Origin of the sequence: Fictibacillus norfolkensis, from assembly GCF_014836645.1 — a bacterium.
Classification (GTDB): Bacteria; Bacillota; Bacilli; order Bacillales; family Fictibacillaceae; genus Fictibacillus; species Fictibacillus norfolkensis.
The window spans coordinates 389,815-402,779 of record NZ_JACSQM010000003.1; the positions used below are offsets into that span (position 1 = coordinate 389,815).

Consider the following 12,965-nt stretch of genomic DNA (forward strand, 5'->3'; position numbering starts at 1 on the left):
ATTTTCGACAAAACGCGACGACACCAACGCGCGCACCTAAAAAAAACAAGCCCGCATCTACTCAAGATGAGGGTTTATTTTTTGAGCGGTAGCAGGATGAAGAAAGACCGTTGATGTCTACGAATACATCCTTTTAATCCTTAAGAAAAAAGGGCTTCGCATATAATCACACATGCGAAGCCCCTTTTTAACGAACTAATGAAAACCCGGCCTACTTTTTTATAAGCTGTTTAATCTGTTTGAGAGTGCTTCTCTTTCAGATTGATTTAAAGGTAATAACGGCAATCTGACTCCGCCAACATCAAGCCCTCTTAATTGAAGCGCAGTTTTTACTGGAGCAGGACTCGGTGCTTTAAAGAGCTCTTGCATAACCGGAAGCAACTTTCGATGAATACGCCCTGCTTCTTTATTTTCACCGTCTCTAAACGCCTTGATCATCGTCTGCATCTCGTTACCGATCACATGTGAAGCCACAGAAACGATTCCCGCACTTCCTATCGCTAAAGAAGGAAGGGTCAAACCATCGTCACCGCAGTAAACAACAAAATCGTCAGACGTATTTTCAATCACTTCACTCATCGTATCCAAATTTCCGCCTGCATCTTTTAAGGCAACAATGTTCGGCACTTCAGCTAGTCGAAGAACCGTATCAACAGAAAATGTGATCACTGATCTTCCCGGGATGTTATACGCCATGATTGGAAGGCTAACCGCACTTGCAATAGCCTTATAATGAGCGATAATTCCTTCCTGACTCGGTTTATTATAATACGGTGCTACGATCATAATGGCATCCACACCGATTTCTTCAGCCTTTTTTGAAAGATCGATGGATGCTTTCGTATTATTACTACCAGTCCCTGCGATCACAGGAACTCTTCCATCGACCACTTTTACAACGTGTTTAAAAAGTGCTATTTTTTCTTCTGTCGTTAATGTCGCTGATTCTCCGGTAGTCCCTGCTACTACAAGACTATCTGTTCCATTGTTGATCAGATGGTTAACCAGTTTCGTCGTTCTGCCAAAATCAATGTTCCCTTTGCTGTCAAAAGGCGTTACCATTGCGGTACTAATACTTCCGAAATTCATTTCCTTCACTCCTCAATACTCATTAAACTGCTGCTGTACAATTTCTTGTAAGTTCGCAGATATTCCTTCCTCATTCAAACGAAAAGCGGAATGAAGAGCATTTACTGATTCAATAAGGTCCGTTTTCTTCACGAGCACCCAAATCGTAGTATGCGAATCAGCAGATTGTAAGATTTGTATGTTTCTGCTAGACAGTGATTCTACGATAGCTGCCGTAACACCAGGAGTGCCTGCGATGCCAGCTCCAACTGCCGATACTTTTGCACAATCTCGGTTCACTTCAGGTTCGTATCCTAGAGCCTTTAATTTTGCTAATGCCAAATCTGTCTTATCTTCCATGATCGTATATACGACACCTTTAGGGCTTATGTTTATAAAGTCTACTGAAATTTGTTCTTGTGCCATGGCTTTGAACACTTTTGTGTGAAGATCATACTGACCATCGTTCGCATACACTTTAATTTGGGTAATGTTTGAGACATGTGCAATACCCGTAATGATTGATTCTTGAACATCTTTACCAGCTGGTCCCTTGATCGCTGATGTAACAAGCGTTCCTGGAAGATCTGAATATGTTGAACGAATTCTTAACGGGATCTTAGCCTGCATGGCGATCTCTACAGCACGTGGATGAATGACCTTTGCTCCTTGATAAGCCATGTTGCAGATCTCTGCATAGGTTACGACAGATAATGGTCTTGCATCTTTAACAAGTCTAGGATCAGCAGTCATAACCCCTTCAACATCTGTAAAAATATCGATAAATTCAGCTTCTAAAGCAGCACCTAATGCCGAAGCACTCGTGTCGCTTCCACCTCTACCAAGTGTTGCAATATCCCCAGATTTTGATTGTCCTTGAAAGCCTGCAACAACAACTACTTGATGGTTTTCAAGTTCTGACTTTATCCGATCTACTTTCATATCTATAATTCTTGCATTAGAAAAGTCATCATTTGTTCTGAACCCTGCTTGTGGGCCTGTTAACGCTACAGAGGAAAGACCTGTCGTATTTAACAATCCAGAAAATACGACTGATGAAATAATTTCTCCGCAAGACAACAAAAGATCTTGTTCTCGATTAGAAATCTTGTTCTTATCTCCTACAAGGCTTAATAGAGTGTCCGTCGCATAAGGATCACCGAAACGTCCCATCGCTGAAACGACGCATACTACTTTATAGCCTTCTTCTACCGCATTTTTAATATGACGAATGGCCTCAATGCGGCCTGTATCATCTTTTAAAGAAGTTCCCCCAAATTTCTGAACGATTATCTTCATGAATGCACCTTCTTTATATAATTAAAGCAGATTTAATTTAATCAAACTCTCTGCGATTTGTACGGAGTTATATGCAGCACCTTTAAGTAAGTTATCTGACACGACCCACATGTGATAGGCGTTATCGCGGTCTAAGTCTTTACGTATTCTACCAACAAAAACGTCAGGCAGACCTGCTGCTAGAGCTGGCATAGGATAGATCTGATCTTCAGGCTGATCCTGAAGAGTGATACCAGGAGCTGTTTTAAGTAGTTCTCTTATTTCTTGAACGGATGGGTTACCATTTTCAAACTCTGCATATAAAGACTCTGAGTGCCCTGTCTCTACTGGTAATCGTACACAAGTTGCTGCGATCTCTAGATTTTCCAAATGCATGATCTTCTTCGTTTCGTTCATCATCTTAAGCTCTTCAAACGTATAACCGTTCTCTTCAAATTTATCAATCTGTGGAACCGCGTTAAATGCGATCTGATAGTGCTTTTTGTCTGAGGCGCAAGGCATGATAGAAGCCTCAAAAGATTCATCGTTCAAAATCGATCTTGATTGTTCTTTTAGCTCTTCAACAGCTTTAGCTCCCGCTCCTGAAACTGCTTGGTAAGTAGAAACGATTACTTTTTTAAGACCGAACTTTTCATGAAGAGGCTGAAGGGCAACGACCATCTGAATCGTTGAGCAGTTCGGATTCGCAATGATTCCGTTATGTTTTAATAAGTCTCCTTCATTCACCTCAGGTACAACGAGTGGTACGTTCGGATCCATTCTGAATGCGCTCGTGTTGTCTACAACGATCGCACCCCTCTTAACCGCTTCGTGTGCAAGAGCTTTGGAAACAGAACCACCAGCAGAGAACAATGCTAGATCAACACCTTCAAAAGCTTCAGGAGTTGCTTCTTGAATCGTATGCGATTCTCCATTAAACGAGATGACCTGTCCTGCTGATCTTTTACTTGCAAGAAGAGATAACTTTTTTATTGGAAAGTTTTTTTCACTTAACGTATTTAACATTTGCTGGCCAACTGCGCCAGTCGCTCCTACTACAGCTACATGAAATGATTTTTGGCTCATACTTTATTAACTCCTTTATTGTTTAAGGTAAGCAATCTACAACAGAAGGAGAAACTCAAAGATTTAGTTTCTCCTAGTTAATCCATATAATTTATCATATTTTATCATAAACTTTGGTGTTATGAACGGATTTTCTTCTGTTGTTCGATCGATTACCCTAAATCTCTTACCCTAAGAACAGGCTGGAGCTGTTTCCCTTCAATCGCTAGCTCAATCGTTTCAATGAGAGTGTCCATATGAGCGACTAATGAATTTTGCTTTTTGACTGGATCGTCTTGACTGAACGGAATGAAATAGATATTCTTAGTTGCCATCAATCTCATAATATTTACACCGTTCAATCCTAGACCGTCATTTGTAGATATTCCAAGAACGACCGGTTTTTGGTTACGAAGGGTTGCTTTTGCCCCCATTAATACCGGAGAATCTGTCATAGCATTAGCAAACTTGCTTATCGAATTTCCGGTCAACGGAGCAATGACCATACAATCTAGTGGTGTTTTTGGTCCAAAGGGTTCAGCTTTCACAATAGAATCTACTGGTTCGTTTCCAGTAATCTGTTTAATCTTTTCCACCCATTCCCCTTCTTCTCCAAAACGTGTAGACGTATGTCCAACGGTATGTGTGAAGAATGGCGATACATTTGCTCCGAGCTCTACAAGCTTTTGGATCTGTGGAAACACAGCATCGTACGTGCAGTGAGATCCTGTTAGGCCAAACCCGATATGCTTACCTTTAAAATCCATGATAATTACCCCTTCCGCTTAAATTCATTGATTAAGAGCTGCGAAAGTACATTTGCAACAATCTTACCCGCTGTCTTAGGAGCGACAATTCCTGGCAATCCTGGTGCAAGAAGTGCTTTGATTCCTCGTTTTTCTGCATACCTGAAATCAGTGCCCCCTGGTTTTGAAGCCAGATCAACCACTAATGTATGTGAAGGAAACTTTGAGATAACATCAGCATTAACGATCTGCGTGGGAATGGTATTAATGCAAACATCTGTTTCATAGACTTCATTCTTTAAATCATCTAAATGAAATGGAATCATCCCCATCTCAGAGATCCTTGCCATATGTTCAGACTTTCTCGCGCCCACTTTTACGCGCGCTCCTAATGCTTGGAATGTTCTTGCAACACTCATTCCTACACGTCCAAATCCTAGAACAACCGTATTTGATTGATGGATGGTGATATCTGTATGCTGGATGACCATCATGATCGTTCCTTCAACAGTAGGGATGCTGTTATAGATCGCAACATCATCTCTTTCAAATAATTTTGTTAGCTTTCTATTGCTGTTCTTTGTGATAGCATCTAAATAAGAATTGCTGATACCTGAAAATATTTGGCAATGGTCTTTCGTCTGGTTAAGGTGCTCTTCTGTAAGAATCATTTTTTTATTAGAGAAAATAGTATCGATCTCCCCTTGCAGCCCTGTTCCGCTTACAGGCAGAATGATGCTGTCTAATTTTGAGAAATCCACTTCATCTATATCCATTTTTGAAGCTCCCGTAAATCCATGATCAAGTTGGTCATAACCGATTAGTGTAAGTATCGCATCCAGTTCTGTTAGTTTCCTAATAACTTCCAACTGTCTCGCATCGCCGCCAAAAACTGCGATATGCAAATCCGTTAACATTCTTTCTCCCCTTTCTCCGTTGTTCCTTTTCTTGCAGGGGATAACTATCCACGTTCACCATCATATGAACACCCCGCCTATCTGGTTACAGAAAGACATTCTGCACAACGGTATAACTCATATTTAATAGTCGTTTCTATTTCGCTAATTAACACGATCATAAGCTTTCAATCAACACCATTATATTCATGAGCAACTCCTATGTTTGGGGCATTCAGAAAACGGTAAGCCCATTTTTAAAGAAGATATCTGAAAACGCAAAAAAACCCGGATGGAATTCCGGGTTTCGTTGAAATGAGTAGATATGCTATTGAAGTCCTTTCGGAAGTTCACCTTGGGGACTCACTAGGGAAGCTGAACATCCTTCGCTGAAGATTGACTGAACCAACATGTTCACATCGTCTTTTGACACGTTATCGATCGACTCGACCATATCATCAAGGGTACGGTGGTAACCTAAGATGAGCTCATGTTTTCCATTTCGACTCATTCTGCTGTTCGTGCTTTCAAGACTCAGCATCAAATTTCCTTTTATCTGTTCTTTAGAGTTCTTCAATTCTTTGTCAGTAATGCCGTTCTCTTTTAAATCATCTACGATATTTAAAATTGTATTATACAATTCATCTAATTGATGTGGAGCCGTTCCTCCATAAATCGTAAAGATCCCATTATCCTGAAACGCTGAATGGTATGAGAAAACAGAATACGCTAAACCTTTTTGCTCTCTTACTTCTTGAAACAAACGGCTAGACATGCTTGATCCAAAGATATTATTTAGAATGATCAAACTGTAGCTGCGTTTGTCTTTTAGAGAGAGTCCAGGGAACCCAAGACAAAGATGTGCTTGTTCTGTTTCTTTTTTACGAGATAGCTTCTCAGGATAAAATACGGGAGATTGAATTTCTGGTTTGATGATGCCACTTGTTTTATAATCACCGAACCATTTCTCAACTTCCTTTATGAACGATTCATCGACGTTTCCTGCAACAGAAATGACTACTTCTTCCGGAACATAATGAGTATCCATATAATCTCGAAGTGTGCTCCCGGAAAATGTGTTCAATGTTTCTTCTGTACCTAAGATCGGAAAACCGAGTTCATGATTTTGAAAACTAGCACGGCTTAACATATCATGAACAATATCATCAGGCGTATCTTCATACATTTTAATTTCTTCTAGCACAACATTCTTTTCTTTTAATAACTCTCCTTCATCAAAGGTAGAGTTGAAAAACATGTCCGCTAATACTTCAAGTGCATATGGTGAATGCGTATCTAAAACTTTTGCATAATAACATGTGTATTCTTTTGAAGTGAAAGCATTCACTTGTCCACCGATGCTATCAAAAGATTCGGCAATTTCTCTTGCAGTTCTCGTCTTAGTTCCTTTAAAGAACATGTGCTCCAGAAAATGCGAAATTCCGTTGTTTTTTGTGTTTTCAAATCTTGAGCCTGTGCCGATCCATACACCGATCGCAACAGAGCGTACTGTTGGAATGTTTTCCAAAACGATTCGCACGCCGTTTGAGCATGTATATCTTTTAATCAAACTTGTTTCCCCCTAGCTGTCAGTTGTTCCACAATAATCATAGGAACAATATACCATTATCATAACGCGTACACAACTTTACTTGATAGTTTTAGGTACTAATCTCTTTTCATCCATCAAGTCAGATACCGTTCCGATGCTGTAACCTTTTTCTTTTATTCCTTTAATGAGTTTATCAAGACCGGCAGAAGATGATTCTGTTGGGTGCATTAAGATCATCGCACCAGGATGTACTTTACTAAGAACCCTGGTTACCATCTCATCAGGATTTGGTTTTCTCCAATCGATCGTATCAACGGTCCAAAGAATCGTTTTCATATCCATCTCTGAAGCAATCTGTACAACGTCGTTTCGAAAGCTGCCACTTGGGGGAGCAAACCATTTTGGCTGTATGTCGAGCGTTGCATGTATCACTTCGTTCGTTTGTTTAAGTTCCTCGGTTATTCGGGAATTGGTCATCTTTTTTAAATCCGGATGGGAATAGGCGTGATTACCGATCTCATGTTTTTCTTCTGCAATCATTTTAGCGAGTGACGGGTTCTTCTTCACCCATGACCCATCTAGAAAATAAGTAGATTTCACATTATTTTTCTTCATCGTTTGGAGCATGCCAGGAAGGTACTCATTTCCCCATGCTACGTTCACTAAAAGTGTAACCATAGGTTTTTCAGGGTTACCTCTATAGATAGGTGATGCAGGAAGATCTGCGAGATGAACACTTGGATTTATTTGCTTTATAACTAGTTTATTATGATCAAATTTATTCGCTTTCTTCATCGCTTTAAAGGATGCTTCCATGTCAACAACAATGCCATTATAACCGGGAGTGGCTTTCCAGACTGGATCAATCTCTGCATTTTTAGGAGGACGATTTAACTCCTTCGCTTTTTCCTTAATCTGCTGATAGATTGAATTTGATTCCATTTGCGAAACGGCTGTGCTCTGAGCCTTTAAACTCTCAATATAGGTGCTTGTAAATGGATTATGCAACGAAAACGATATCGAAGTGATAACCAGAACGACTAATGACCATTGAAGAATTTTATTTTTCAAGTGAACTCCCTCCCTGTAACCAAAGTATGTACGATTTGGACAGGTTAGAACGCTTATAAATATCGCCTGAGCAAGTTCAATATTATAGAATTTACGATGTATCAACCAAACCACAAGAAAAGAGCGAATAAAACAACACAAAAAAAAGACTGACCCATACGATACAATGTATCTGTATTTGGTACAGTCTTTTGCTATTTATGTTATACGTTTTGCTGCTGTTCGTTCTTTGCTTTTTCTTCTTTCAGCACAACTTTGCGAGATAAGTTTACGCGACCTTGATTATCGATCTCCATAACTTTAACCATGATCTCGTCACCAAGCTTCACAACATCTTCAACTTTTCCTACACGTTCTTCAGCAAGTTCAGAGATATGAACGAGTCCATCTTTGCCGCTGAATAGTTCTACAAACGCACCAAACTTTTCGATACGTTTAACTTTACCCATGTAGTATTCTCCAACTTGAACTTCACGAACAATATCTTCAATGATTTTCTTCGCTTTTTTGTTCATAGATTCGTCAGTTGAAGCGATGAAGACTGTACCATCTTGCTCGATATCAATCTTAACTCCTGTTTCTTCAATGATCTTGTTGATGATCTTCCCGCTCGGCCCGATTACATCACGGATCTTATCTGGGTTGATCTTCATCGTTAAGATCTTAGGTGCATATTGAGAAAGTTGTGTACGAGATTCTGAAAGTGTAGCGAGCATAGACTTCAGAATGATCATACGTCCTTCTTTTGCTTGAGTTAAAGCTTCTTGAAGAATTTCACGGTTGATACCTGAAATTTTAATATCCATTTGAAGAGCAGTGATACCGTTAGGAGTTCCTGCCACTTTAAAGTCCATATCTCCAAGATGATCTTCCATGCCTTGAATATCTGTTAGAACTGTTACATCTTCACCGTCAGAGATCAGACCCATAGCAATACCTGCAACAGGAGCTTTGAGCGGAACACCAGCATCCATCAATGCAAGCGTACTTGCACAAATACTAGCTTGAGATGTAGAACCGTTGGATTCTAATACTTCTGAAACGAGACGAATCGTGTATGGGAACTCTTCTTCGTTAGGAATCACTTGCTCTAAAGCTCGCTCACCTAATGCACCATGTCCGATTTCACGTCTGCCTGGCCCGCGCATAAATCCAGTTTCACCTACACTGAATGGAGGGAAATTATATTGGTGCATGAAACGTTTTGACTCTTCCACACCAAGACCATCAAGAACTTGAACATCGCCAAGAGCTCCTAACGTACAGATGCTGAGTGCTTGAGTCTGCCCACGTGTAAATAGACCAGAACCATGCGTTCTTGCTAAAATGCCTACTTTTGAAGAAAGTTGACGAATCTCATCAGTTTTTCTTCCGTCCGGACGAACTTTCTCCTTAAGGATCAAGCGTCGTACTTCTTCTTTGATGAGTTTATGTAAAACCTCTTTTGCTTCGCTGGCTTTATCTTCATCTTCTTCATAACGAGAAGCGACGTTTGCACTTACAGCGTCTAAAGCTTCTTGACGTGCATGCTTTTCGACAACTTTAACTGCTTCTTTAACATCGTTTCCAACAAATTCACGAACTTCTTGTTCAACATCTTTATCTAGTTCATGAAGAACGATCTCCATTTTCTCTTTACCGATCTCAGAAACAATCTCTTCTTGGAAAGCGATTAAACGCTTGATCTCTTCATGACCGAACATGATCGCTTCAAGCATCACTTCTTCAGAAACTTCTTCTGCACCAGCTTCAACCATGTTGATGGCATGTTTTGTACCCGCAACAATTAATTGAATATCACTTTTTTCATTTTGCTCTACTGTTGGATTGATCACAAACTCGCCTTCGATTCGACCAACAGTTACTCCAGCGATTGGTCCTTCAAAAGGAATATCAGAAATAGACAACGCAAGTGATGATCCGATCATCGCAGCCATTTCTGAAGAACAGTTTTGATCCACACTCATTACAGTGCTGACAACTTGTACTTCGTTACGGAAACCATCTGCGAATAGAGGACGAATAGGACGGTCGATCAAACGACTCGCTAATACAGCTTTTTCGCTTGGACGGCCTTCACGTTTAATAAATCCACCTGGAATTTTACCAACTGCATATAAACGCTCTTCGTAGTTTACTGTCAGCGGAAAGAAACTAAGGTTTTTAGGCTGTTTTGATGCAACAGCTGTTGAAAGTACTGCAGTATCGCCATATCTGACCATTACAGCACCGTTCGCTTGTTTTGCTAATTCTCCAATTTCGAACGTAAGCGTTCTACCCGCCCAGTCCATTGTAAAAGTTCTTTTTTGTTGATCCATTTTACTTGGTACTCCTCTCAACACTTAGAAAAATCCTATCATATTATGGTTCTATTATATCCTAACGTAGTCCTTCCTAAAAAGAAAAACTCGAAAGAATTTACTCATACATACCAAGAATAACATGTTTAGTGCCGTTTATGGATGAATGCTTGCAATAAAAAAAGCGGGAAATATATCCCGCTTTGCTGGATTAGCGACGTAATCCAAGTCTTCCGATCAATTCGCGGTAACGCGTGATGTCCTTGTTACGTAGGTACGTTAACAAGTTACGACGCTTACCAACCATTTTCAATAGACCACGACGTGAGTGGTGATCTTTCTTGTGTGTACGCAAGTGATCATTCAACTCATTGATTTGTTCAGTAAGGATAGCGATTTGAACTTCTGGAGATCCAGTGTCCGTATCATGTACCTTATACTCGCTGATTAGTTCGTTCTTACGCTCTTGAGTAATAGCCATCCTTTTCACCTCCTTAATAATAGAAACACCAATTACCGAGCAAACGTCGGTGACTCGATTTGCCAAGCAATGGTTATATGCACATTAAAATGTACAGTTATTATCATAGACTTTTTATAGAATAATTGCAAGTTTTTTATTACAGAGATTGTGTAATTTCATATGTTTTGCTTTTATCGGCATGAAGCTGTGCGATGAGTTCGTCTATTCCACTAAATTTCTTCTCATCACGAATTCTTTTCAACCAAGTGATTCGAACCTCTTCACCATATATTTCATGGTTGAAGTCAAAGATATGAACTTCGAGTGAAGGTTTTTTTTGATTATCCTTGAATGTAGGTTTATAGCCTACATTCGCCATTGCTAAATAGCTTTTTTCATCGATAGATACCTCAACTGCGTATACACCGACTTTTGGCAGTGAATATTGGTCGGTGTCAAGGTTCGCAGTCGGGAACCCAATCGTACGACCACGCTTATCCCCATGAATCACTGTGCCGTTGAGCTTATATCTTCTGCCCAAGTAAGGCTCAATCTCATCGACAAGACCTTCTTTAAGGTAGTTTCTAATCAGTGTGGAACTTATTTTGTGACCATCTTTTTCAATTTTTTCAATAACCGTTTGTCCAAATTGTCCGTTAGACTCTTTTACTAACGTTTCAACATTTCCTTTTCCATACTTTCCATATGAAAAATCAAATCCGGTAACAACATGGACTACATTCAAACCGATCACATACTGATCAACAAACTCCTGAGTATCTAAATTTGCAAAAACATGATCGAATTTCACAAGATAAAATCTCTCTACACCCATCTCCTCTAGAATCTTCTTCTTCTCTTCTAAAGGTGTGATATATGTCCAATTTTGATCACTCTTACCTAAAACAACAGACGGATGCGGGTGAAAGCTCATAACAGCAGAAACAGCATTGTTTTTCTTAGCGAGCTCTACTGCTGTGTTGATAACACGTTGGTGTCCTGCATGAATCCCGTCAAAATAACCTAGAGCCAAAAAAGTTGGTGGAAGGTTATCTTGCTGAAAATGATGCGGATGACTTATAACAATCGTTTCCAAAAACTCACCTACTAACTTCTTTCGTTAATCAATGGCTAACACTTTAACCGGTTTTATTAAACCTGGTTTTGAAGGATGATTCTCATAAATGGCTAGACATTTTCCTTCTTCATTATAAACACCAAACGGGCTTTCTACCAAATCTTTTGGTGCTTCAAGCACAGAACCATTTTTTATTTTAAACAACAGCTCTTCTGAAACTGTCCATTTCGGAAAGTGAGAGATTCCTTTTTCAAGAGGAAACAAATAATCTTCTAAAGGAGTCTCACCGCTTTCAAGTTGCTCAAACGTCACACAGTCTTCGATAGAGAACGGCCCTGATGCTGTTCTGATTAAAGATGACATATGAGCCGGATATCCAAGTCTTTCGCCGATCTCAACAGCAAGCGTCCTAACGTATGTACCTTTAGAACATCGTACGCGGAATGAAAATACAGGTTGTTCTTTGCTTAGCATATCTAAGTTATCGTCATTAATTAGCTGGAGCTCATGAATAGTTACATTACGTTTCGGCCGTTCAACAGTCAGCCCTTGCCTCGCATATTCATAAAGTTTCTTTCCGTTAACTTTAACCGCTGAATACATCGGAGGAATCTGTTCGATCTCTCCTTGTAAAGACTGTAAAATATCTCTTATATCAGAAAATGAGATATCCTTTTCAACATGTTTTTCTTCTACTCTTTCACCGTGAGCATCTTCTGTCTCTGTAGAGAACCCTAAAGTAACTTCACCTATATATTCCTTGCCGTAGTCTGACATGTACTCTGCGATCTTCGTCGCTCTTCCAATACATATTGGAAGAACTCCCGTCACCTCAGGATCTAATGTCCCTGTATGACCCACCTTTTTGGTAGAGAAAATTCTTCGTATCTTTGCCACACAATCATGTGATGTCATACCAGCAGGTTTTTTCAATGCCAAAATTCCTTGTCTTGCACTCATAAAAGCTTCTCCTTTGATCGCATTATCTCTTTTTTACAAGCAAAAAATGGATAGACAAAATTAATTGCCTATCCACTTGCTATTATGGTTTCGGATGCTCTTCGTTTTCTTCGTCTTCTTCATCCTCACGTTTGATATCAGACAAAAGACTTTCGATCTTGCTTCCATAATTTAGAGATTCATCAAATTTAAAAAAGATGTCTGGTGTTTTACGCATGCGGATTCGCTTTCCGATTTCCGTACGAATGAAACCTGTAGCTTTCGCTAAACTTCGCAATGTTTGTTCCTTTTGATCGGCATCGCCAAACACAGAAACATAAACAGTTGCCTGCTGTAAATCACCTGTTACATCTACCGCCGTAACGGTCACAAAACCTACGCGGGGGTCTTTGATTTTTCGGCCTATAATGTCACTAAGCTCTTTTTTCATCTGTTCCCCAATACGATTGGAACGGATTGTGCCCATTTTTACTACACCCCGTTTCTTG

12 protein-coding genes are annotated in these 12,965 nt (G+C 39.8%); all 12 read right to left on the bottom strand.

Translation table 11 applies throughout. From position 1 onward, the window contains the following. Positions 1–219 precede the first annotated feature (219 nt). Entirely contained in the window at positions 220–1,089 is an 870-nt protein-coding gene (gene dapA, locus H9648_RS09235) for a 4-hydroxy-tetrahydrodipicolinate synthase (protein ID WP_191753584.1), read from the bottom strand. A gap of 12 nt (positions 1,090–1,101) precedes the next feature. Next, a complete protein-coding gene (dapG, locus tag H9648_RS09240; RefSeq protein WP_191753585.1) occupies positions 1,102–2,367 on the bottom strand; it encodes an aspartate kinase in 1,266 nt (421 codons plus the stop codon). Between the two features lie 21 nt (positions 2,368–2,388). Then, positions 2,389–3,432 carry an aspartate-semialdehyde dehydrogenase gene (gene asd / locus H9648_RS09245; RefSeq protein ID WP_191753586.1) on the bottom strand — a complete coding sequence of 348 codons (1,044 nt, stop codon included), beginning with the start codon at positions 3,430–3,432 and terminating at the stop codon, positions 2,389–2,391. Positions 3,433–3,584: 152 nt separating this feature from the next. Next, positions 3,585–4,178, bottom strand: coding sequence for a dipicolinate synthase subunit B (gene dpaB / locus H9648_RS09250; protein ID WP_137789621.1), 594 nt, complete (start codon positions 4,176–4,178; stop codon positions 3,585–3,587). Positions 4,179–4,183: 5 nt separating this feature from the next. Next, positions 4,184–5,074 carry a dipicolinic acid synthetase subunit A gene (dpaA, locus tag H9648_RS09255; protein WP_191753587.1) on the bottom strand — a complete coding sequence of 297 codons (891 nt, stop codon included), beginning with the start codon at positions 5,072–5,074 and terminating at the stop codon, positions 4,184–4,186. Between the two features lie 307 nt (positions 5,075–5,381). Then, complete coding sequence (locus H9648_RS09260) at positions 5,382–6,623, bottom strand: M16 family metallopeptidase (RefSeq protein WP_191753588.1); 1,242 nt, start codon at positions 6,621–6,623, stop codon at positions 5,382–5,384. Positions 6,624–6,701: 78 nt separating this feature from the next. After that, the gene (locus tag H9648_RS09265) at positions 6,702–7,676 is read right to left on the bottom strand and encodes a polysaccharide deacetylase family protein (RefSeq protein ID WP_191753589.1); all 975 of its coding nucleotides are present in this window, start codon (positions 7,674–7,676) and stop codon (positions 6,702–6,704) included. Between the two features lie 203 nt (positions 7,677–7,879). Continuing rightward, positions 7,880–9,994, bottom strand: a complete 2,115-nt coding sequence (gene pnp, locus H9648_RS09270; protein ID WP_191753590.1) for a polyribonucleotide nucleotidyltransferase — start codon at positions 9,992–9,994, stop codon at positions 7,880–7,882. 193 nt (positions 9,995–10,187) lie between these two features. Next, positions 10,188–10,457 carry a 30S ribosomal protein S15 gene (gene rpsO, locus H9648_RS09275; RefSeq protein WP_066240919.1) on the bottom strand — a complete coding sequence of 90 codons (270 nt, stop codon included), beginning with the start codon at positions 10,455–10,457 and terminating at the stop codon, positions 10,188–10,190. 139 nt (positions 10,458–10,596) lie between these two features. Beyond that, a complete protein-coding gene (ribF, locus tag H9648_RS09280; protein WP_191753591.1) occupies positions 10,597–11,535 on the bottom strand; it encodes a riboflavin biosynthesis protein RibF in 939 nt (312 codons plus the stop codon). A 24-nt stretch (positions 11,536–11,559) separates the two neighbouring features. Next, the gene (truB, locus tag H9648_RS09285) at positions 11,560–12,477 is read right to left on the bottom strand and encodes a tRNA pseudouridine(55) synthase TruB (protein WP_191753592.1); all 918 of its coding nucleotides are present in this window, start codon (positions 12,475–12,477) and stop codon (positions 11,560–11,562) included. A gap of 82 nt (positions 12,478–12,559) precedes the next feature. Next, positions 12,560–12,943, bottom strand: a complete 384-nt coding sequence (rbfA, locus tag H9648_RS09290) for a 30S ribosome-binding factor RbfA (RefSeq protein WP_066393771.1) — start codon at positions 12,941–12,943, stop codon at positions 12,560–12,562. Positions 12,944–12,965 lie beyond the last annotated feature (22 nt).